This is a genomic window from Agrobacterium sp. LY4, from assembly GCF_001526585.1.
Taxonomy (GTDB): Bacteria; Pseudomonadota; Alphaproteobacteria; order Rhizobiales; family Rhizobiaceae; genus Agrobacterium; species Agrobacterium leguminum.
In genome coordinates this window covers 949,833-971,852 of the sequence record NZ_ASYA01000001.1, presented here as the reverse complement: position 1 = coordinate 971,852, position 22,020 = coordinate 949,833, and the positions used below count along the sequence as shown (strand labels likewise).

At 61.3% G+C, this 22,020-nt stretch carries 14 protein-coding genes and 1 pseudogene; 7 read left to right on the top strand and 8 right to left on the bottom strand.

The genetic code is table 11. From position 1 onward, the window contains the following. The coding region (locus L904_RS04845) for a cation diffusion facilitator family transporter (RefSeq protein ID WP_059775493.1) at positions 1–779 on the bottom strand (779 nt) is incomplete at its 3' end. A gap of 183 nt (positions 780–962) precedes the next feature. On the opposite strand from L904_RS04845, the gene L904_RS04840 reads away from it, so the two are divergent. Further along, the gene (locus L904_RS04840) at positions 963–1,751 is read left to right on the top strand and encodes an SDR family oxidoreductase (protein WP_020808656.1); all 789 of its coding nucleotides are present in this window, start codon (positions 963–965) and stop codon (positions 1,749–1,751) included. A gap of 18 nt (positions 1,752–1,769) precedes the next feature. On the opposite strand, the gene L904_RS04835 is transcribed toward L904_RS04840, so the two are convergent. Beyond that, the gene (locus tag L904_RS04835; RefSeq protein WP_020808655.1) at positions 1,770–2,747 is read right to left on the bottom strand and encodes a sensor domain-containing diguanylate cyclase; all 978 of its coding nucleotides are present in this window, start codon (positions 2,745–2,747) and stop codon (positions 1,770–1,772) included. A 406-nt stretch (positions 2,748–3,153) separates the two neighbouring features. Between L904_RS04835 and L904_RS04830 the strand changes: the two genes are divergently transcribed. The 3 genes from L904_RS04830 to L904_RS04820 all read left to right on the top strand — a co-directional run bounded on the left by L904_RS04830 (position 3,154) and on the right by L904_RS04820 (position 5,738). Continuing rightward, a complete protein-coding gene (locus L904_RS04830; protein WP_031233371.1) occupies positions 3,154–4,452 on the top strand; it encodes an Hsp70 family protein in 1,299 nt (432 codons plus the stop codon). A gap of 43 nt (positions 4,453–4,495) precedes the next feature. Next, positions 4,496–5,395 carry a uracil-DNA glycosylase family protein gene (locus tag L904_RS04825; RefSeq protein WP_020808653.1) on the top strand — a complete coding sequence of 300 codons (900 nt, stop codon included), beginning with the start codon at positions 4,496–4,498 and terminating at the stop codon, positions 5,393–5,395. Between the two features lie 151 nt (positions 5,396–5,546). Continuing rightward, positions 5,547–5,738, top strand: a complete 192-nt coding sequence (locus tag L904_RS04820) for a hypothetical protein (protein ID WP_003509784.1) — start codon at positions 5,547–5,549, stop codon at positions 5,736–5,738. Between the two features lie 429 nt (positions 5,739–6,167). Here L904_RS04820 and L904_RS04810 read toward each other — a convergent pair whose 3' ends face one another. Further along, positions 6,168–7,103 carry a DMT family transporter gene (locus L904_RS04810; RefSeq protein ID WP_020808650.1) on the bottom strand — a complete coding sequence of 312 codons (936 nt, stop codon included), beginning with the start codon at positions 7,101–7,103 and terminating at the stop codon, positions 6,168–6,170. Positions 7,104–7,543: 440 nt separating this feature from the next. Between L904_RS04810 and pepN the strand changes: the two genes are divergently transcribed. Then, on the top strand, positions 7,544–10,192 hold the full coding sequence (gene pepN / locus L904_RS04805; RefSeq protein WP_020808649.1) for an aminopeptidase N: 2,649 nt from the start codon (positions 7,544–7,546) through the stop codon (positions 10,190–10,192). Positions 10,193–10,546: 354 nt separating this feature from the next. Next, on the top strand, positions 10,547–12,883 hold the full coding sequence (locus L904_RS04800; RefSeq protein WP_020808648.1) for a PAS domain-containing sensor histidine kinase: 2,337 nt from the start codon (positions 10,547–10,549) through the stop codon (positions 12,881–12,883). 228 nt (positions 12,884–13,111) lie between these two features. Here the strand turns inward: L904_RS04800 and L904_RS04795 are convergent, their stop codons facing one another. After that, the gene (locus L904_RS04795; protein ID WP_020808647.1) at positions 13,112–16,081 is read right to left on the bottom strand and encodes a bifunctional [glutamine synthetase] adenylyltransferase/[glutamine synthetase]-adenylyl-L-tyrosine phosphorylase; all 2,970 of its coding nucleotides are present in this window, start codon (positions 16,079–16,081) and stop codon (positions 13,112–13,114) included. A 287-nt stretch (positions 16,082–16,368) separates the two neighbouring features. Between L904_RS04795 and L904_RS04790 the strand changes: the two genes are divergently transcribed. Next, complete coding sequence (locus L904_RS04790; RefSeq protein ID WP_031233370.1) at positions 16,369–17,232, top strand: MipA/OmpV family protein; 864 nt, start codon at positions 16,369–16,371, stop codon at positions 17,230–17,232. A 131-nt stretch (positions 17,233–17,363) separates the two neighbouring features. On the opposite strand, the gene L904_RS04785 is transcribed toward L904_RS04790, so the two are convergent. From L904_RS04785 to L904_RS04770, 4 genes and pseudogenes are all read right to left on the bottom strand, one after another. Further along, complete coding sequence (locus L904_RS04785) at positions 17,364–17,789, bottom strand: thiol-disulfide oxidoreductase DCC family protein (RefSeq protein WP_031233369.1); 426 nt, start codon at positions 17,787–17,789, stop codon at positions 17,364–17,366. Between the two features lie 173 nt (positions 17,790–17,962). Further along, positions 17,963–19,372, bottom strand: a complete 1,410-nt coding sequence (locus L904_RS04780) for a HAMP domain-containing sensor histidine kinase (RefSeq protein WP_035263154.1) — start codon at positions 19,370–19,372, stop codon at positions 17,963–17,965. Positions 19,373–19,381: 9 nt separating this feature from the next. Continuing rightward, the gene (locus L904_RS04775) at positions 19,382–20,140 is read right to left on the bottom strand and encodes a response regulator transcription factor (protein ID WP_031233368.1); all 759 of its coding nucleotides are present in this window, start codon (positions 20,138–20,140) and stop codon (positions 19,382–19,384) included. Between the two features lie 301 nt (positions 20,141–20,441). Then, a pseudogene (locus L904_RS04770) lies at positions 20,442–22,009 on the bottom strand (Do family serine endopeptidase). Between the last annotated feature and the right edge of the window lie 11 nt (positions 22,010–22,020).

Below are 22,020 nucleotides of genomic sequence, written 5' to 3'. Positions count from 1 at the left end.
AAAAAGAGTTCGATCTGACGGCCGCGGCCAACACGGGCGACATAGGAATAGTGGGAAGAGAAGCCGAATTTCTCCACCGTCTCGGCGGCCACCCGGTCCACATGCTGCTTGAATTCCAGCGGGGTCACCAGAAGGATGTCCGCGAGCGCCTGTTTCACATTGCCGAGCGGCATGGGGATGATGACGAGGCAGACCAGCGCCAGCACGGCCGGGTCGATATAGGGTGCCAGCCATGCCTGCGCTGTTCCCGTGAGCCCGTAACCCACGGCGAAGGCGACGAAGAGCGCCATGCTCAGAAGCGCGCTCATCAGCCAGCTTTTGGCGTCCAGCGCCACGAAGGCGGATTTCAGCCGACGGTTCTGCCGTTTGACGAACCACGCCATGGCGAGCGAGACGGCGAAGCTGACGAAGGTGACGACGATGGCGTAATCGAACTCGATCGATCTGCCGCCATCCATCAGGCTGTCGACGGCATTGATGAGGGCGTAGATCGCCGCACCCATCAGGAGCGTGCCGTTAAGCCCGAGCACCATCGGCTCCAGATGCCAAAAGCCCATGGTGAAACGCTCCACCAGCCGGCCGCCGGGTTTGGGCGCGGCGGAAGCGGCGATCAGCCGCGCGACAAGCAGCGCCAGCACCGTCATGAAAGCATCCGTCAGCGCATAGACACCATCGAAAACCACGGCGAAGGAGCCGGAGAACAGGCCTGCGCCGATGCCGAAGAGCGCCAGCATAACCGTGACGGCAATGGAGAATTTGAGCAGGGATTGTTCTGTCATGACCTGTATTTTACCTTCAAAATCGGACGCCACCTTCCTCGAAGCGTTTTCTCTTTTCCTCGAATCAAGAAAACGCTCTAACTCTTTGTTTTGTGGCATTTCCAGACGGAAAACCGGGGTCCACTTTTCCTGGAAATGCTCTATAAACAGCACATTGAGCACTCACAAGACAGGACAAAACCCATGGATCTCGGCATTTCCGGCAAACGCGCCCTCGTTCTCGCCTCCTCTCGCGGCCTTGGGCTGGGCATTGCCACCGCGCTGGCGAAAGAAGGCGCACATGTCCTTCTCGTCGGCAGAAGCGGCGAGAAGCTGGAGGCGAATTGCAAGGCGATCAATGCGCTCGGCAAGGGCAAGGCCGACTGGGTCTGGGGCGATCTGGCCGAGGACAATTTCGTCGAGGCCATGGTTCAGGCCGTCAGGGAAAAGCTCGGCGGCATCGATATTCTCGTCAACAATACCGGCGGCCCGACGCCGGGACTTGCGCAGGAGATAACCGCCGACAAGCTGGATACCTTCTTCCAGTCGATGGTGATGCGCGTCATCACGCTTACCAATGCGCTTTTGCCGCAGATGAAGGAACAGGGTTTCGGCCGCATCCTGACCGTCGCTTCCTCCGGCGTGTTCGAGCCGATCGCCAATCTGGCGCTGTCCAATACGCTGCGTGGCGCACTGGTCGGCTGGAGCAAGACGCTATCCTCCGAAGTGGCCTCCTTCGGCGTCACCTCCAACCTGCTGCTGCCCGGACGCATCCATACCGACCGCATCGATGAGCTCGATGGCGCGAACGCCAAGCGTCTTGGCAAAAGCGTCGAGGAAATTCGCGAGGCTTCCGTCAAGAGCATTCCGGCCGGCCGTCTCGGCACGGTGGAGGAATTCGGCGCCGCCGGCGCTTTCCTCTGCTCGGTTCCGGCAAGCTACATCACCGGCACGATGCTGCGGGTGGATGGCGGCGCGGCGAAGTCGAATTAAGGCCGCGACGGCGCGTTATCAACTGGGCGCATCGTGGATGACGAAGCGGTTGCGCCCCGTATTCTTGGCCCGATAAAGCGCCGTATCCGCCCGACGCAGCGCTTCCGCGGCGCAATCGCCGGGGCGCACGAAGGCAATGCCCGCCGAACAGGTGTAACGGAAATCCGGGACCTGTTCGAGCGGCGAGGCTTCCCGCAGCGACGCAAACAGGGCTTCGGCGACGCTTTCGGCGTTGTGCATTCGCGCACCGCTCAGCCCCAGCAGAAACTCCTCGCCGCCGATACGCCCGATGAGATCGTCGCGACCGGCGGCGGCGCATAGTTTTTCGGCGAAATGTTTCAGCACCCTGTCGCCCGATGCATGGCCGAAGCGATCGTTGATACTCTTGAAATGATCGATATCGAGCAGCACCAGAGCCAGCGCCTGCGCCTTGTGGGGGCCGAGGCTGTGGCCCAGATTGTCCATCAGGTAACGGCGATTGCCGAGCCCCGTCAACTCGTCGCTGAGGGCGGATTTGAGCGCCCTGTCGCGCTCCTGCCTGAGGTCGCGAAGCTCTATGCCGAGTTCGGAAATATCGGTGATGACACACAGCATCCAGCCGCCCGGCAAAGTCGTTTCCGTCGTCAATACCCAGCGCCCGTCATTAAGGCTGGTTTCGATGGTGCGGAAAGGCAGCTTGCCGCGCCTCGTCCTGGCGGAACGCAACCAGACTTCGAAGTCGGAGGTCTCGATTGCGGTGCCGGTGGAGTTGCCGTAGCCGCTGCGCATCAACTCGACCCAGCTTGGAAATTCATCCGGCGCGACATCCAGCGCCTTGCGGAAAGCCGCATTCGCAAAACACAGCCTGTCCTCGCCATCGAACAGCGCATAGCCCTGCTGCGATGCCTCAAGAAGGTTCATGAGCTGACGGTTGAAAACGCCAGCATCGCCCCGAACGAGACCGGGATGATCCGGCGATACATTGTCGAAGTTGGAACTGGTCGTCTTGCGGGACATTGAATTTTCCAGATGACAAAGCGACAGGCAAAACCGAAGGGAGCGTTGAATTAACCCCTTATCGTCGGGCTCCGCCAGTACAAAAACAATGCATGCGCGCCGGCTGCCATTGCGCTGTTCCACGGCAGCGGCTTCGTACCGGCATAGCCACAAACGCCTAAGAACATTGTCAAAAAACTGCCGCGCTCTTTCATGAGTGCGGAGGCAGATCGTTTACCATCTTCCCTCCCCGGCAGACGCTGCCGTCAATCTGCGAAAAACGGCGGGGGAAAAGCTTGCCATTCCGTCTGCCCTGTGCAATCAACCGCCCTCCTCTGACATCGGGGTGCCAAAGGCATCCCTTATTTTCACGCCGGGCCGCCTTTCAGGCCGGGCGGGTGTTTCTATCGGCAACAAGGATATGGCGATGACGCAAAAGCGGGCTCTCGGCCTCGATTTCGGCACGACCAACACGGTCATGGCTCTTTCCGACACGGGCGGCGCCAGCCGTTCCATGCGCTTCACCAGCAGCGCGGGCACGGATGACAGCATGCGCACGGCGCTCTCCTTCATGAAGGATGCCGGCCTCGGTGCGGCCGCCCTGCATGTGGAAGCCGGCCATGCCGCCATCCGGCAATTCATCGACAATGCCGGCGACTGCCGTTTCCTGCAATCGATCAAGACATTCGCGGCCTCGCCGCTGTTTCAGGGCACGCTGATCTTCGCCAAGCGCCAGAGCTTCGAGGATCTGATGGACGTGTTCCTGCGCAAGCTGAAGGCCTATGCGGGCGAGGAATGGCCGGGGGACGTCTCCACCGTCATCGCTGGCCGGCCGGTGCGTTTTGCCGGCAGCAATCCGGATGAAACGCTGGCGCTCGCCCGTTACAACGAGGCGCTCACCCGCGCCGGTTTCCCGGAAATCCACTATGTCTATGAGCCGGTGGCGGCCGCCTATTATTTCGCCCAGAGCCTGAAGAAGGACGCCAATGTGCTGGTGGCGGATTTCGGCGGCGGCACGACGGACTATTCGCTGATCCGCTTCGAGACCCATGCCGGCAAGCTTTCCGCCACCCCCATCGGCCATTCCGGCGTCGGCGTGGCGGGCGATCATTTCGACTTCCGCATGATCGACAATCTGGTCTCGCCGGAAATCGGCAAGGGCAGCAAGTTCAAGAGCTTCGACAAGGTGCTGGACGTGCCCTCCGGCTATTACGTGAATTTCGGCCGCTGGAACCAGCTGTCGATCTTCAAGACCTCGAAGGAGTTCACCGACCTCAAATCGCTGGTGCGCTCGGCGCTGGAGCCGGAAAAGCTCGAACTCTTCATCGATCTGGTCGAACATGACGAGGGTTACCCGCTCTATCAGGCGATTTCCGCCACCAAGATGGCGCTCTCCTCGGCGGAAGAAGCGGAATTCAACTTCGCACCGTTGGGCAAGGCCGGCCGCAAGATGGTGAAGCGCAGCGATTTCAACAACTGGATCGCTGAAGACCTCGCCAAGATAGAAGAAGCGCTCGACGAGGTTCTGGAAAAGACGAAAGTCGCGCCCCAAGCCATCGACAAGGTGTTCCTGACCGGCGGCACCTCCTTCGTGCCGGCGGTTCGGGAGCTTTTCACCCGCCGTTTCGACGCCGACCGGATCGAAAGCGGCGGCGAGTTGCTCTCGATTGCCCATGGTCTGGCCATGATCGGCGAAAGCGGCGATATTCAGCGCTGGACAGTGTGATTTGCGGGTTTCCCGGGCCGGGAACATGGGGTAATTTCCGCCCATGATCGCCGCTCACGACCTCTCCCCGGCCGAACTCGCCGCCCTCTTGCATTTCCATGCGGATGCGGGCGTGGACTGGCTGCTGGAAGAGACCCCGGTCGACCGTTTCGCCGAATTTGCCGCCGCCCGCCCGGCCCGATCCGCGCCTGCGCAGGAGACCGCAGCAGCTTCACGCCAGATGGAAAGGCCGGCGGACCGCCGTGCCGATGCGCCTCAGCGGCAGGCGACGACGCGCAGCGCCCCGGCGCGCGGCGCACCGGCGGCCCCCGCCATTCAGCAGAATGTCGCCATGCCGGACGAGCAGGCCGTGGCGGCGGCGCGTTTTGCAGCCGAAAGCGCAAGATCGCTTGCCGAGCTGAAAACCGCACTCGACGGTTTCAGCGGCTGCAACCTCAAGAACAGCGCGCGCAATACGATTTTTACCGAAGGCGACCCCGCCTCCGCCATCATGGTCATCGGCCCGATGCCGGATGGCGATGACGACCGCGAAGGCCTGCCCTTCGCCGGCAAGACCGGGCTGTTGCTCGACCGCATGCTGGCAGCCATCGGGCTTGAGCGCAGTACCATCATGCTTGGCAATGTCGTGCCCTGGCGGCCGCCGGGCAACCGCCCGCCGACTCAGGCCGAAATGGATATCTGCCGCCCCTTTATCGAGCGTCAGATCGCCTTGGCGGAGCCGAAACACCTGTTGCTTCTCGGCAACTTTACCGCACGTTTCTTCTTTGGCGGTACCGGCACGATCCATACGCTGCGCGGACAGTGGCGTGATGTCGCAGCCGGACACCTGATTTTGCCGGCTTTGGCCAGCCTGCATCCGCAGGAACTTTTGAATGCGCCTGCCAGCAAGTCATTGGCATGGCAGGATTTATTGGCTTTTCAGGCAAAGATTGCCGAAGGCTGATTGCCTTATTCTTGCTCAATGTAAATGAATTATGAAAAAAGCCATGCACAATGCGCATAACAGCGGCGCATTTGCTCAGCTTGCCGAATCCATGCTGCGCTGCGATATAGGCCCCATGTCTTGGGAGGAATAGGTTTAAGGAACCAAGGCAATGACCACTCGCTTCCGTCCGGTACATTCCGGCTTTGAAACGCTCCGCCTGGCGGGCCTCGGCCCTCGCTCCAGTCAGGGCTACCATCGTTTCGGCGCTGCCGCAAACGAACAGATGACCGCACGCGCTGCCATGCAGCAGGTCCGCGTGACGCGTCCCTCGGCAGTCTTCGCGGATTTCCGCGAGCGCTGAGAAGCACTCAGGCCAGTCTAGCGCTGGTCCACAGATACGATTGCGCGCTGGCGTCTTTCTTCGGGAAGGCGCCTTTTGCTTTTGTGGTTTTTTTGAAAGGCTGCGACGAAGTCTTGAACCGAGTCACAAGGTTGTAGTGCGCGCCCAGCCGTCCCTTCTTCCGTTAACGCCGGTTGAGACGAAAAACGGCACTCTCAATCTTGTCTTCCACCATGCGTCATCCAATCCGTCATTCCGGCCTTGAGCCGGAATCCAGCCAGCCCAAGTCCTTGGGCTGAAAAGACTCTTCTCGCCGCGTGAGAGCCGCGTCGGCTGGATCCCGGCTCAAGGCCGGGATGACGGAGGAGAAGCATTTTTCGTGAAATTCGGTGGTTGAGAATGCCGCGCGCTTGTCCTGGAAACAGGCAAGACGCGCAGATTTGAGTTCCGTCACCCCTGCGGCGTCGAGGCCTTGCGGGCCGCCCGTCTTGCCAGACCCAGTTGATGCTCGCGGAAGATGATGAAGATGCCGGCGAGGATAACGATGGCCGTGCCGATCAGCATCGTCACCGTGGGTATATCTCCGAACAGAATGTAGGAGACCGCGATGCCGAAGATAATGGAGCTGTATTCGAAGGGCGCGATGACCGAGACTTCGGCGTGCCGATAACTCTCCGTCAGGAAGATTTGCGCAACCCCGCCGCAGATGCCGCTGGTGATCAGCAGCATGGCCTGCGGCATGCTCAGCGCGCTCCAGCCGAAAGGCACGCTGACGAGCGACAGCAGGGTGGCGGTGAGCGAAAAATAGAGCACGATGGTCGGCGTCTTTTCCGTTTCCACCAGTTGCCGGACCTGGATCATCGCCAGACCGCCGAGCGCCGCACCGCACAATACGGCAATGGCCCCCAGCCCCTCGCCTGCGGCAAAACCACCTTCCCTCAGAAGCGTCATCTTCGGCCAGAGAATCACCAGCACGCCCGTCATGCCGACGAAGACCGCGCTCCAGCGATAGATGCGCACCTTTTCATGCAGGATGACGGCGGCAAAAACGACGGCAAGAAGCGGCGAGGCATAACCGATGGCGATGAATTCCGGCAGCGGCAGCATGGTCAGCCCGTAAAAGCCGCAGGCCATGGACAGGATGCCCAGAAAACCGCGCTTGAAATGGCCGAAAAGATTATTGGTGTGCAGCGCGCTGGTCAGCGCGTGCAGCCACGCCAGATAGACCACAATCGGGAGAATGGCGAAAGCGGAGCGGAAGAAGGTGATCTGGCCGGCAGGCACATCGCCTGCGGCCTTGATACAGGTCTGCATGACAAGAAAAAAGCCGACCGAAATCAGCTTCAGGCTAATCCCGCGAAAGGGATTCATCGGTTCGGCGTTCATTGGCAACTACTCATATCGGCTGCGCAAACACGCCATCGGGAGATTTTTCATGCGGGGAGGACGACGCAGGGGAATTGGATTTGCGCAAGGCTAGAGCATTCCCCCGGCGCTTTACAACAAAAAATGTGATTTACCCGTGAATTCCGTTGATTTGGGGAGGGATTGTTTTCGTAGCTGCGGAAATGATGCAAACCAAAAGCGACGCGCGCTAAAATTTGAAGAAAATAAAATATAATTTCAGCAATCGTTCAACATTTGCTGCCATGGTCCACAGGTCCGGCGGCGGGAGGATTGTCTGCATGGCCGGCAAAGCCTTCCATGGCGGGACAGAACGTCCTCCGACGCGCACATGAACGTGACGAATATTCTACCCATTTTACATCCGGGCCTTATGACGACATGATGCCGGGAAGACCACGCAAAGTTATTCAGGGACAGTCATGCGAACAGACACGGGCCAGATCGTTCACCTGGCAGATTACCGCCCCACCGATTTCGTTCTGGAGCGGGTGGATCTCACCTTCGAACTCGACCCCAAGAATACCAAGGTCGAAGCCCGTCTGATCTTTCACCGGCGCGAAGGCGCTGAGCGGCAGGCGCCGCTGGTTCTCGATGGCGACGAGCTGAAGCTTTCCAGCCTGCTGCTCGACCAGGTGGAACTTCCCGCCGGTCAATATGAGGCGACGCCGGAGAGCCTGACCATCCGCGACCTGCCGGCGGAGGCGCCCTTCGAAATCTGCGTTACCAATTACATCAATCCGCAGGTCAATACGCAGCTGATGGGGCTTTACCGCACCAATGGCGTCTATTGCACCCAATGCGAGGCGGAAGGTTTCCGCCGTATCACCTATTTCCCGGACCGGCCGGATGTTCTGGCGCCCTATACGGTGACGATCATCGCGGCGAAGGAAGGCAATCCGCTGCTGCTCTCGAACGGCAATTTCCTCGGCGGCGGCAATTACGATGAAGGCCGTCACTTTGCGGCATGGTTCGATCCGCATCCGAAGCCCAGCTATCTTTTCGCACTCGTCGCCGGCGATCTCGGCGTGGTGGAAGATACCTTCACCACCATGTCCGGCCGCGATGTGGCGCTGAAGATTTATGTCGAGCACGGCAAGGAGCCGCGTGCGGCCTATGCCATGGACGCGCTGAAGCGTTCGATGAAATGGGACGAAGAGCGCTTCGGCCGCGAATACGACCTCGATATTTTCATGATCGTCGCCGTATCGGATTTCAACATGGGCGCGATGGAGAACAAGGGTCTCAACGTCTTCAACGACAAATTCGTGCTGGCCGACCCGGAAACCGCCTCCGATGCTGACTACGCCAATATCGAGCGCATCATTGCGCATGAATATTTCCACAATTGGACCGGCAACCGCATCACCTGCCGCGACTGGTTCCAGCTGTGCCTGAAGGAAGGCCTGACGGTCTATCGCGATCAGGAATTTTCCGCCGACATGCGCTCGCGGCCGGTCAAACGCATTGCCGATGTGCGTCACCTGAAATCGGAGCAGTTTCCAGAGGATTCCGGCCCGCTGGCCCATCCGCCGCGCCCCGATACCTATCGCGAAATCAACAATTTCTACACAACGACCGTTTATGAAAAGGGTGCCGAAGTCACCCGCATGATCGCCACGATCCTCGGCGCGGACGACTTCAAGAAGGGCATGGACCTCTATTTCGAGCGCCATGACGGCGAAGCCGCCACCGTCGAGGATTTCGTCAGGAGCTTCGCGGACGCCAGCGGCCGTGACCTTTCGCAGTTTTCGCTGTGGTACACCGAAGCGGGCACGCCGCTCGTCTCCGTCTCCTCGGCTTATGATGCGGGCAAGTCCACATTCAAGCTCACTCTGGAACAGACCACCGCGCCGACGCCCGGCCAACCGGTGAAGCAGCCGCGTCATATTCCGCTGTCGCTGGCGCTGATCCTCGATAACGGCCAGATCGCCGAGCCTCAGGCCGTCGAAGGCGGCGAGTATCGCGACGGCGTGCTGCACCTGACGGAACGCAACCAGACATTCTCCTTCTCCGGCATTTCCTCGCGGCCGGTGCTGTCGATCAACCGCAGCTTCTCGGCGCCGATCAATCTGGATTTCGAGCAGAATGCGGCCGATCTGGTGCAGATCGCCCGGCATGAGACGGATATGTTCGCCCGCTTCCAGGCGCTGACCGATCTTGCCCTGCCGGCGCTGATTGCCGCCACCAGGGCCGTGCAGAATGGCAAGGACGTTCAAACGGATGCGGAGCTGACCGCAACGCTCATCGAAATCATCGGCAACGACGCACTTGAGCCCGCCTTCCGGGCGCAGGCGCTGGCCTTGCCGAGCGAAACGGATATCGCCCGCGAAATGGGCGGCGACAACGATCCGGACGCCATCCACAAGGCGCGCAACGCCACCATCAAGGCCATTGCGACGGCCGGGCTCGAAACGCTGCGGCGGCTTGCCGACAGCACGGCTGATGGCGAGGCCTACAGCCCGGATGCGGCAAGTGCGGGACGCCGTTCGCTGCGCAACGGCGCGCTGACCTTCCTCGCCTTTGCCGAGGAAACGCCGGCCCGCGCGGCGAAGGCCTTTACTGAGGCCACCAACATGACCGATCTTGCGCATGCGCTCAGCGTCCTGACCCAGCGTTTCCCGGAAAGCACGGAAACAAAGGAAGCGCTTGCCGCCTTCGAAAAGCGCTTTGCTGACAATGCGCTGGTGCTCGACAAGTGGTTCTCGCTGCAGGCCGCTATTCCGGGCGACGGCGCACTCGACAGGATCAAGGCACTGATGAAATCGAAACATTTCATCGCCACCAATCCGAACCGGGTCCGCTCGCTCGTCGGCACGCTTGCCTTCGCCAACCCCACCGGCTTCCACCGAGCCGATGGCGCCGCTTACCGGTTCCTGGCCGAGCAGATTATCGCCATCGACAAGCGCAATCCGCAGCTTGCCGCCCGCATTCTCACGTCCATGCGCTCCTGGCGGTCGCTGGAGGCAAGCCGCGCCGAACACGCCAAGGCGGCGCTTTCGACCATCGCCGACGCCAAGGGACTATCGACGGATGTAAGCGATATCGTCGGGCGCATCCTGAAGGGCTGATTTCCCTCGCTTTTCCGGCAGTTCGAAACGGACTGCCGGAGTGCTCCGCAACCCTCATTCCTGTGCTTGTCACAGGAATCCAGTCAGCCCAAGTCCTTGGGCTGAAAGGACTCTTTTCGCCACGCAGACGCGTGTCGGCTGGATTCCTGTGACAAGCACAGGAATGAGGAAATGTGGGTGTAACGACACCAGAAGTCCTTGCATCCCGTACCGTCCCGAAAAAATACGGAGTCGGTTCAAGGGGTTAAAATTCTTTTAACTTTTGCCTCTGGACACGGCGAATCGCATTTGATTCACTAGTCATATTCGAGCGGCGGCGCTTCGAATCACTGGGGACATCTTGAAGGCGGGACAATGACGAACGTGCGGCGGGCGACTGCGGGCGATGAGCGGCCGTATGCCAAATTTTCTGATCTTGCGGCCTGGGGCGAAAGGCTTTCCAGCGACCTGATGGGTTTGATGAATGGCTCCGACCGCCCGATGCCGCAGGTCGAGACCCTGCTGAAACGTCTTATTCCCATTCTCATCCTCGCCTTTCTCGTCGTCGTCGCGGCCTCGCGCATGCTGGGCATCGTTGCCGAATATAGCCGCATGGAAGAGGCCGCCCGCCATTCCACGGCGCTGACGGCGCTGACGGCCAAAGCGGCCCTTCTCAACAACGATACCGTCTTCACCGCGCAGGATCGTGCCCGCGCCGAAGCCAACCTCGTCGCGGCGCTGCCGTCCGGCAGCCTTGCCGATGGTACGATGGTGCTTCTTTCGGGCAGCAATGGCCGCATTTTCGCGGGCGCCGGCAAGGAAGCGATGCTTTATATCGGCACGTCGCTGCCGGCTTTGCTTCCGGAAATCGCCATCGTGCAGCGTTTCCCCGGCGCGCCCGGCACCATCGAGACCAATATTGACGGCCAGCAGCATTATGCGACGATGATCCCCTTCGGTGACGATGGCGCGATGGTGATCGCGGCCCGCTCGCTGCAGCCGATCCGTTCCTTCTGGCGCAGCGAAATCGCCATGAACGTGACGCTGTTCGCCGGTATCTCCTCGATCCTGCTGGTCGTGCTCTATGCCTATTACATGCAGGTGAAGCGTGCCCGCGACGCCGACGATATCTTCGCCGAATCCAACCTGCGGGTCGAAACCGCGCTGTCTCGCGGTCGATGCGGGTTGTGGGATTTCGATCTTTCCAGCCGGCGCATGTTCTGGTCCGGTTCGCTTTATGAAATTCTCGGGCTGCCGCCGAAGGCCGCACCGCTTTCCTTCTCCGATGCCGCCCGCATGATGCATTCCGAAGACGGCAATCTCTATGAGCTTGCCCGTGCCGTCGGCTGCGGCAACCTGCGCCAGATTGATCAGATCTTCCGCATGCGCCATGCCAAGGGCCATTATGTCTGGCTGCGCGCCCGCGCCCAGGTCATCCGCACCAATAACGGCCCGCGCGTCATCGGCATCGCCATGGATGTGACCGAGCAGCACCGCCTTGCGCAACGTTACGCCGAGGCCGACCAGCGCCTTGCCGACGCCATCGAATCCACCTCGGAAGCCTTCGTGCTATGGGACAAGAACGACCGTCTGGTGATGTGCAACACCCATTACCAGAAGGCCTATGGCCTGCCGGACAGCGTGCTGGTGGCCGGCACGGAAAAAAGTACCGTCTATGCCGCAGCCGCCCGCCCCGTCGTTGAACGTCGCGTTGCCGACCCCGACCAGTCCGGCCTGTCACGCACCACGGAAGTGCAGCTTGCTGATGACCGCTGGCTGCAAATTAACGAACGCCGCACCCGCGATGGCGGTCTCGTCTCGGTCGGCACCGATATCACCCTTCTGAAGCGCCATCAGGAACGACTGCGCGATTCCGAGCGCCGGCTGATGGCCACCATTGGCGATCTCTCCGCCTCGCAGCACAAGCTGGAGCGGCAGAAGACCGAGCTTTCTGACGCCAATGCCAATTACCTCGCCGAAAAAGAACGCGCGCAGGCCGCCAACCGGGCGAAATCCGAATTCCTCGCCAATATGAGCCATGAGCTGCGCACGCCGCTCAACGCCATCCTCGGCTTTTCCGACATCCTGCAGAACGAAATGTTCGGACCGGTCGGCTCGCCGAAATATTCCGAATATGCCCGCGATATTCACGATAGCGGCAAACACCTGCTCAACGTCATCAACGATATTCTCGACATGTCGAAGATCGAGGCGGGCCATATGCGCATCAACCGCGAGACGATCGATCTCGCGCCGCTGATCGAGGAAACCCTGCGGCTGACCGCCATTCAGGCCGAGCAGAAGAACATCACCGTGCAGCAGAAGGTCTGCGCTGGGCTGACCATGCAGGGCGACCGTCGCGCCATGAAGCAGATCATGCTCAACCTGCTCTCCAACGCCGTGAAATTCACCGGCGATGGCGGTCGCATCGCGCTGCGCACCCATGTGCATCAGGCCGCGATGATCCTCACCATCGCAGACACCGGCATCGGCATTCCCGCCCAGGCGCTCAACAAGATCGGCCAGCCTTTCGAACAGGTGCAGAGCCAATATGCCAAGAGCCAGGGCGGCTCCGGCCTCGGGCTCGCCATTTCCCGCTCGCTGGTGAAGCTGCATGGCGGGACGATGAAAATCCGCTCATGTGAGGGCCGTGGCACCGTGGTGACGATCATCATTCCACATTCGGCGGGGTGCTGCGGGACGGTGCATTGAGGTGGCGTCGGGGGCGCTGACTGTCCTGCAATACGTAAAGGTCGAGTGCGCGATACCCCCTCTGCCCTGCCGGGCATCTCCCCCTCAAAAGGGGAGATCAGCTAGACGGATGCTCCTCGCCAAATTCGCAACATTTGAGATGATCGCGCTGTTGCCGCATACCGATCTCCCCCCTTGAGGGGGAGATGCCCGGCAGGGCAGAAGGGGGTGAAGCCTCACCCACCCACATCAACCACCATTCTTCACCGTCCCCACAAACGCCTTCCGCACCGCCTTCGCCAGCCGCTTCACCTCACCCTCCAATGTGGGAATGTCAGGGCAATCACCCGCCCGGCAAACGAGATCGGTGAGGCCCGCCGGCGCTTCCTTCGGGTTGAAGGCGCCATCGATGCATAGCCGCACGATTTGCGAGATTTCGGTGTAGAGCGCCATCGCCGCCATGCAGTCATCAAAGGCCTGCGGCTCCATGACAGGGGCGGCGAGCGCCTGCAGCGCCTCGGCCGTGTTGCGCCCCGGTTCATGCGCGGCAAGCCCCTTTACCGGTCCCACCAGCGCCAGATATTGAGCGATGAATTCGAGGTCGATCAGCCCGCCATTGATGAGCTTGAAATCCCAGTTGTTTTCCGGCGGCTTTTCCTGCTCGATCAGGCTGCGCATCTCCAGCACATCGGCCGAGACCTTGGCCACATCGCGCTTTTGCGACAGGATGGAAGCGATGATGCGGCGCGCGTCCTCCATCAGCGAAGCATCGCCGCAGATCAGGCGAGCGCGGGACAGTGCCATGTGCTCCCAGGTCCAGGCTTCCTCGCGCTGGTATTTCTCGAAGGCGGAAATGCGGGTCGCCACCGGCCCCTTGTTGCCGGAGGGGCGTAGCCGCATGTCCACCTCGTAAAGCACGCCCTCTGCCGTCGGTGCGGAAAGCGCCGCAATCAGCCTTTGCGTGACGCGGGTGAAGTAACGCACGACATCGAGCGGCTTTGCGCCGGTCGATTCATGGGCGGCATCGTCATAATCGTAAAGCAGGATGAGATCGACATCCGAACCGGCCGTCAGCTCGAAGGAGCCGAGCTTGCCCATGCCCATGACAGCCACGCGCCCGCCGGGATAGGGCCCATGTGCCGCCTCCATCTCCGCCAGAACCGCATTCAGCGCCGCCTCGATCACCAGATCGGCAAGATGGGTGAAGGCGCGGGCAGCGACCTCGCCGCGGATCGCACCGGTCAGCAGCCGAACGCCGATGAGGAACCGCTGTTCGGCAGCAAAGATACGCAGCCGGTCGAGAATATCCTCGTAGTGGCGGGCATTGGAGAGAAAGCTTCCCATGCGGTGGGCGAGATAGTCGCGCGTCGGCACGTCGCTCATCAATGCCGGGTCCAGCATGCCGTCGAAGACATGCGGGCGGGCGGCGATGATTTCGGCAAGGCGCGGTGCGGACGACATGATCGTCACCAGCAGGTCGAGCAGCGCCGGATTGTTTCCGAGCAGCGAAAAGAGCTGGATGCCGGCCGGCAGACCGGAGAGGAAATTATCGAAACGCAGCAGCGCCTCATCGGCCCGTTTGCTTTCACCGAAGGCGCGCAGCAGGTCCGGCGTCAGCTCCGTCAGCCGTTCGCGCGCCTCAACCGATTGCGTCGCCCGGTAACGGCCATTGTGCCAGGTGCGGATGACGCGGGAAATATCCTCCGGCCGTTCGAAGCCGAGGGCGGAGAGCGTCTTTAACGTATCGGGATCGTCCTTCTGGCCGGTGAAGACCAGATTGCCGGCCTCGCCTGACAGCTTCACCTCCTGCTCGAACAGCGCCGAATAACGCCGTTCCACCAGCCGCAGCACCTGTTCCAGCTTTTCCGAAAAGGCCTTGGTGTCCTCGAAGCCGAGCATGAAGGCAATGCGCTTCAGTTCGGCTTCGGTGTCGGGCAGCACATGGGTCTGCTCGTCGCGCACCATCTGGATGCGGTGCTCCACTTCGCGCAGGAACCAATAGGCCTCCGTCAGGCTGTCACGCGTTTCGGCGTCGATCCATTTCGCCTCGGTCAGCGCCGCAAGCGCCTCCTGCGTTGCGCGAACCCGAAGCGCCGGCATGCGGCCGCCGGCGATCAACTGCTGGGTCTGGGCGAAGAACTCGATCTCGCGGATGCCGCCGCGCCCGAGCTTGACATTGTGGCCCTTCACCGCAATCGCGCCATGGCCCTTATGGGCGTGGATCTGCCGCTTGATGGAGTGAATATCGGCAATCGCCGCATAATCGAGATATTTGCGGAAGATGAAGGGCGTCAGCTCGCGCAGGAAATTCTCACCCGCCTTGATGTCACCCGCCACCGGCCGCGCCTTGATATAGGCGGCACGTTCCCAGTTCTGGCCCCTGCCCTCATAATAAAGCAGCGCCGCCTCCACGGGGATGGCGAGCGGCGTCGAGCCGGGATCGGGCCGCAGCCTAAGATCGGTGCGGAAGACGTAACCATCGGCCGTGCGCTCCTGCATGATGCGCACGAGACGGCGCATCATCCGGCCGAAATTCTCCGTCGCATCATAGGGATCGTCCATGATGCCGGCTGAGGGTTCGAAGAACACCACGGCGTCGATATCGGAAGAATAGTTCAGTTCGCGCGCGCCGAGCTTGCCCATGCCGAGCACGATGAGGCCCGACCCGTCGCTCGGGGCTGCGACATTCTTGAGCTTCAGCTTGCCGCTCTCATGGGCGGCGAGCAGCAGGTGATCGATGGCGGCGGAAAGCGATGCATCCGCCATGTCGCTCAGCCAGCGTGTCGTATCGTGCGCGGTGAAGATGCGCGCGAGATCGGCAAGTGCCGCGATGAAAGAGAGCCGCCGCTTGGCTACCCTCAGCCGCGACATCACCTCGTTTTCGCTCGGCACCCCGCCTTCTTCGCCCGGCTTCCAGCAATCGCGCGCCTCATGGACAAGACCCGCCAGCAGCGGCTCGAGCGGTTTCGACATCGCCAGCGACAAAAGCCCCTCATCCGCAGACGCCATGTCACGCAGATAGGGGGACAGCGTGAAAGCCGCGGCGATAAATTCCTTCAGCGGGCTTTCCCCGGCAAGCAGCGCGGCCACCGCCGGCTCGCTTTTGCCGATATCCTTCAGCGTCGAAAGAACGGATTTCAGTTCCGTCTGCGTATAGGGGCGGATGACGCCCGGCAGAACCTCGCTCAGCCGCCTTTCAGCGGTTTCCCGTTTCGTCACTGTGTCTCTCCCTCTTCCGACTATCCTCTCGCCGCTTCCTGACATACGGCTTTCAGGACTGGATGCGCCACACCCGAAACGTCCCTCCCGCCGCACCTCTCGGAATCCTCCCGGCGCGCACATCTGGCGTTGTAACAAATGCAGGCCGCTTTGCGATCATAAAACCGCCGGTGGCGATGTTTTCCAAAGCGCCGTACCCCGTAATGTCTCCGCAATTGTGCCCGCGTAGCGTCAACCTCAACGAAACCCGACTCCCCGGTTTTCCAACGCTCGGTGTTGCAACGGATATGATCATGAAACAGATTTTTACAGCGAAATTGCAAAAGAACCTGCGCGCGATGGCCCTTTGCCTGACGACGCTGCCCATGGCGCAGGCCGTCTGCACCCCCGTTTTTGCCGCCGATATCGGCAAATCGGACCGGGTGGCCGATCCGCAGGGCAATTTCGACAATGCCCGCTACAGCAGTTCCAGCGACTGGAAGATCACGCTCGGTGTCGGTGCTGCCTACGCCCCGAAATATGAGGGTTCGGACAAGCTGGAAGCAGGCGCCGTGCCACTGGTTTCCATCGAATATGGAGATACGCTGAGCATCGATTTCAGCGGCGTCACCGTCAACCTGCTGAACCACAACGGTTTCAGGCTGGGTGTGAAGGGCGGCTGGGAGGCCGGGCGCAAGGAAAAGGACGACAGGAAAAACCTGCGCGGAATGGGCGATATCAAGGCGGCCGGCGTGGTCGGCGGCGTCATCGCCTATGGCGTGGACCCCTTCGAAATCTACGCCAAGGTGGACAAGACCATCGACGGCAGCGAAGGCCTGACCGCGACCATCGGCGCCAGCGTCTCGCACAAGGTCGACCAGTTCATCCTGGGCGCCGACCTCTCCGCCACCTGGGCGGACGACAAGCACATGAAATCCTATTTCGGCGTCACCTCGGCCCAGTCCGCCCGCTCCGGCCTGCGCCGCTTCGACGCGAAATCAGGCTTCAAGCGCATCGACGCCAGCGCCTCCGTCACTTACCTCCTCACCGAGAACTGGTCGATCACCGGCGCGGGCGGCGTCGGCTTCCTGCTGGGCGATGCCAAAGACAGCCCCCTGTCGAAGAAGGATATTCAGCCGTTTGCGATGGTGGGCGTCGCTTACACGTTCTGAACCGCGAGCAGGAGAACCGCGCGGCCACGGATGCGCGCTCGGCCACGTCCCCAATGAGGAAAGGGCGTCCCTGCCCTCACGCCTCCTCACCCGGTGAAGCGCCGCAAGGCGTTTCACCGGGGCCGCCATGCTTAGAGTATTCTGTCCCGGTACTCCGGCGGTGCTACCCAGCATTCTTCGCGTTTTCCGAACCAGCGGTAGCGATTGCGGGCGACAAAGCGATAGACGGGATCGCGCAGGAATGCGGGAACGATGCGTAATATGGTGACCAGCCGCCAGGGCAGGCCCAACGCTTCATATATGCTCAGCACGGCATCGCTGTCCTGCCGCACCCTGCCGCCCTCCACGACCAGCATGCTGACCGGATCTTTCGGGTCCATGCCGCAACGTCGGTAAATTTCCGCGCCGATATCGCCCTGCATGGATGCCAGGCGGAAATATCCGGCCCTGTCATGCCGCAGCACGAATTGCGCATTCACGGAGCACAGCACACATTCCGCATCGAACAAAATGATCGGGCCGTGCCCGTCGTCGGTCAAGGGAACCGTAGCTGCCACCCGTCACACATCCTTTCGTCCATCGCACGCGATTTCCGAATAGAGCCATTGCCGTCAATCAATCGGACTATTCTTCAGATCATCTTGCAATACAATCTTGAAAAACAGTCATTTTCCGGATGGCGAAGACTTTGCGCACAAATCCTGGTGAGCGGCATCGTCAGCCGCGATGCCTAAGCCTTCGAGACGGGAAACACCATCGAAACGGTCAGCCCCGGGCAGGCGGTATTCGTGGCATCCGTGTCCGACAGCATCAGCGATCCGCCATGCAGCTCCATCACGGCCTCCACCAGCGACAGGCCGAGCCCGGTTCCGGGTTTCGAGCGGCTTTCATCCAGCCTGACGAAGCGTTTCAGCACCTCGCCGCGTTTGTCAGCGGGAATGCCGGGGCCGTGATCGGCGACGGAGAGCACAATGGCCTCCGGCTCCCTTGCCAGACGCACAACGAGCTTTTTGTCGCCTTCGCCCTCGCAGGCATATTTCATGGCGTTGTCGATGAGGTTGGAGAGCGCCTGGCCGATCAGCTCGCGGTTGCCCTTTACCGACAGGTCAGCCTCTATTTCGGCCTCCAGCACAAGCCCGGCATCCTCGGCCACCGGCTCGTAGAGTTCGGCGCTGTCGGCTGCAATCGCCGAGACGTCCACATCGGTCATTTCTGCTGCAATTGAACCTGCCTCGACGCGGGAAATCATCAGCAGCGCGTTGAAGGTGCGGATAAGCTGGTCGGATTCGGCGATGATGCCTTCAAGGGCAGCGCGCCGTTTCGTCTCGTCATTGTCGTCAAGCGCTGCGGCCGCCTTGTTGCGCAGTCGCGTCAGCGGCGTCTTCAGATCATGGGCGATATTGTCGGAGACCTGCCGCAGGCCTTCATTCAGCTTTTCGATGCGGCCGAGCATGGCGTTGAGCGAGCCGGACAGGCGGTCGAATTCATCGCCGGAGCGGCCCTGCGGCAGGCGCTGCGAAAGGTCGCCCGCCATGATCTTCTTGGTCGCCGCCGACATGCGGTCGATGCGTTTCAGCGCGTTGCGGCCGATGCCGAACCAGATGAGCAGCGCGCCGCCGCCCATGATGGCGAGCGCCACCATCAGCGCGTTGCGCACCAGCGCCCGAAACTTGGTGGGTTCGCCGAGGTCGCGGCCGATCAGGATGCGCAGGCCATTGTCCAGCATGAAGACATTGGCGGTGGCCAGATGCTGCACGCTGTCGCCGCTTTCGGAGTAACGCTCGTAACGGAAAGGAAAACCGGTCCAGCCTTCCTTGTCGAAAACGCCCGGCTGCACCGAAGCGACGTTGCCGGCAAGGATTTCGCCATTCGGCCCGGCGATGACGTAAAGGCTCGCCCCCGGCTGGCGGGCGCGGCGTTCCATCATTCGCAGCAGCGGATTGATGCCGCCGCGATTATAGATGCGCTGTACATCCGAGACTTCCTGCAAGACGGCATCGCGCGTCTGCTGGTTCAGCAGCCGTTCGGAAAGGGCAGTGACATAGAAGACCAGAAAGGCGGCGCAGAGCGCAAACAGCAGAATATAGAGCGCCGAAAGGCGCACCGCTGTCGACCGGAAGACTATTCTGAGGCGGGCCATTTTCGCCAATCAGCCCTCGTCCTTCATCATGTAGCCAGCGCCACGAATGGTCTTCAGCAGCGGCTTTTCGAAGTCCTTCTCGATCTTCGAGCGCAGGCGGGACACATGCACGTCGATGACATTGGTCTGCGGGTCGAAATGATAGTCCCAGACGTTTTCGAGAAGCATGGTGCGGGTCACGACCTGACCGGCATTCTTCATCAGATATTCGAGCAGGCGGAATTCGCGCGGCTGCAGCAGGATTTCCTTGCCGTTGCGGCGAACATCGTGGGACAGCCGGTCGAGTTCGAGATCGCCGACCCGGTAGATCATGTCCTGCTCGGGTTTGCCCTTGCGGCGGCCCAGCACCTCGATACGGGCGAGCAGTTCGGAAAAGGCATAGGGCTTCGGCAGATAATCGTCGCCGCCGGCGCGCAGGCCGGTGACGCGGTCATCCACCTGCCCCAGCGCGGAGAGGATCAGAACCGGCGTCTCGATGCCGCGACGGCGCAGCTCGCTGATGACGGAAAGCCCGTCACGGCGCGGCAACATGCGGTCTATCACCATCACGTCGTAAGCGTTCTCGCAGCCCATGAACAGGCCGCTCTCACCGTCGCTCGCATGGTCGGCGACGATCCCGGCTTCGCGGAACGCCTTGGTCATATAGGCCGCAGCCTCGAGGTCGTCTTCAATGACAAGAATCTTCATGTGCGGGACAATAGCGCCCTCGCCCTTTTCCGCACAACCGGAAACAGATGCGACAGACATTTCCTGAACCTTGTTTTCCATGAGGTTTCCTCCGAAGAGCTGGCCTTGAAGCACCATCGCGCTTCAAGGCGGAACAATCGCCTATGGATCAGGCGGGCGCCGCTTGTTTCTTCTCCCCGCCGGGGAGAAGGTCGCGGCAGCGGGATGAGGGGGCAAGGCCAGAGATTTACCGAGAGGTTCCCCCCTCATCCGACCCTTCGGCCACCTTCTCCCCGGCGGGGAGAAGAAACGGGCCGCAACGCCCTGCCATACTCAACCGCCCCATCTCAAGAGCGCGATGCGACGCCGGCTCCCGAAAGAACCGGCATCGCCTTTCAGCCTATCAACCCTGGTCGATATCCAGAGCGATGAAGCGGCTGCCATCGTCCGTCTGGATCTGGAACAGCGCCTTGGAGCGTCCGTCCTTCTTGGCCTGTTCGAGAATCTTCTCGATATCGGCGGCGGAAGCGACCTGCTGGTTGTTGACCGAGGTGATCTTCTCACCCGTCTTCAGGCCACGGGCGGCGGCATCGCTGTCGGGGTCGACATCGGTGATGGCAAGGCCATTGCCGTCATCGGCGGGCGCAACCGTCAGGCCGAGGCTGGAGAGCACCTTCTCGCTGGAGGACTGGCCGCCCTTGTCGTCGTTCTGGGCAGGTGTCGCCTTGGAAGCATCGTCGCTGGCGAGATCGCCGAGCGTTACCGTGACAGGCTGCGACTTGCCGCCGCGCCACAGCGAGATTTCAACCTTGGTGTTGGGCGCCATGCCGCCGATGCGGCGCGACAGGTCGCGGGCATCCTTGACGGGCTCGCCATTGACGGCGGTGATGATGTCGCCCTGCTTGATACCGGCCTTGTCGCCCGGCGAGCCGGCCTGCGGCGAAACGACGAGTGCGCCGCTGGCTTCGGAAAGGCCGAGCGATTCGGCTATATCCTTGCTGACGGGCTGGATCTGCACGCCGAGCCAGCCGCGTTCGACCTTGCCGTCCTTCTGCAGGTCGGCGATCACGTCCTTGGCGACCGATGCCGGAATGGCGAAGGCGATGCCGACATTGCCGCCGGAAGGCGAGAAGATGGCGGTGTTGATGCCGACGACTTCGCCGTTGAGGTTGAAGGCGGGACCGCCCGAGTTACCGCGGTTCACGGCGGCGTCGATCTGCAGGTAGTCGTCATAGGGGCCGGAGCCGATATCGCGGCCACGGGCCGAGATAATGCCGGATGTCACCGTACCGCCGAGGCCGAAGGGGTTGCCGACGGCGACGACCCAGTCACCAACGCGGATCTTGCTGTCATCGGCGAACTGGACATAGGTGAACTTGCGGTTCACATCGACCTTCAGCAGTGCCAGATCGGTGCGCGGATCGCGGCCGACGAGCTTGGCATCGAGTTCGGTCCCGTCATTCATCACAATCGTATAGGCGGAGCCGTCATCGACGACGTGGTTGTTGGTGACGATGTAACCGTCTTCGGAAATGAAGAAGCCGGAGCCCTGAGCGACGGGGCGCAGCGGACCCTTGCCGTCACGGTGGCGGTTCGGGCCACGGTCGGAGCGATCCTGATTTGGGCCGCCGAATTCCTTGAAGAAGCGCTTCAGCGGGTGGTCGTCCGGAAGCTGGTCGAGGCCACGGCCACCGAAATTGAAGGAGAAATTGCTGGAGTCATCGGAAGCGGGCTGCACGTTCGACTGTACGCGAACGGAGACGACGGCGGGCGACACCGCATCGACCACATTGGCGAAGCTTGAACCTGCGGCGCATTCACCTCGACGGGAGCGGCAAACGAATGGAGGATCGGTGCGGCGATGCCGGTGGAAAGCATCAGCGCCGCAAGGCCGCCAACGGTCGTGGCCTTCAAAGCCGTCTTCAGCGAGGCCGTCTTCAGCGAGGAACGTCCGTTTTGCGAATGAGACATGGTGTACCTTC

What these genes read in the sequence shown, in the direction of transcription:
- L904_RS04840 (WP_020808656.1), top strand. Translation starts at nt 963, where the DNA reads ATGGATCTCGGCATTTCCGGCAAACGCGCCCTCGTTCTCGCCTCCTCT.
- L904_RS04820 (WP_003509784.1), top strand. Translation starts at nt 5,547, where the DNA reads ATGACCACTCGCTTCCGTCCGGTACATTCCGGCTTTGAAACGCTCCGC.
- L904_RS04830 (WP_031233371.1), top strand. Translation starts at nt 3,154, where the DNA reads ATGACGCAAAAGCGGGCTCTCGGCCTCGATTTCGGCACGACCAACACG.
- L904_RS04800 (WP_020808648.1), top strand. Translation starts at nt 10,547, where the DNA reads ATGACGAACGTGCGGCGGGCGACTGCGGGCGATGAGCGGCCGTATGCC.
- L904_RS04790 (WP_031233370.1), top strand. Translation starts at nt 16,369, where the DNA reads ATGATCATGAAACAGATTTTTACAGCGAAATTGCAAAAGAACCTGCGC.
- L904_RS04810 (WP_020808650.1), bottom strand. Translation starts at nt 7,103, where the DNA reads ATGAACGCCGAACCGATGAATCCCTTTCGCGGGATTAGCCTGAAGCTG.
- L904_RS04780 (WP_035263154.1), bottom strand. Translation starts at nt 19,372, where the DNA reads ATGGCCCGCCTCAGAATAGTCTTCCGGTCGACAGCGGTGCGCCTTTCG.
- L904_RS04825 (WP_020808653.1), top strand. Translation starts at nt 4,496, where the DNA reads ATGATCGCCGCTCACGACCTCTCCCCGGCCGAACTCGCCGCCCTCTTG.
- L904_RS04775 (WP_031233368.1), bottom strand. Translation starts at nt 20,140, where the DNA reads ATGGAAAACAAGGTTCAGGAAATGTCTGTCGCATCTGTTTCCGGTTGT.
- pepN (WP_020808649.1), top strand. Translation starts at nt 7,544, where the DNA reads ATGCGAACAGACACGGGCCAGATCGTTCACCTGGCAGATTACCGCCCC.
- L904_RS04835 (WP_020808655.1), bottom strand. Translation starts at nt 2,747, where the DNA reads ATGTCCCGCAAGACGACCAGTTCCAACTTCGACAATGTATCGCCGGAT.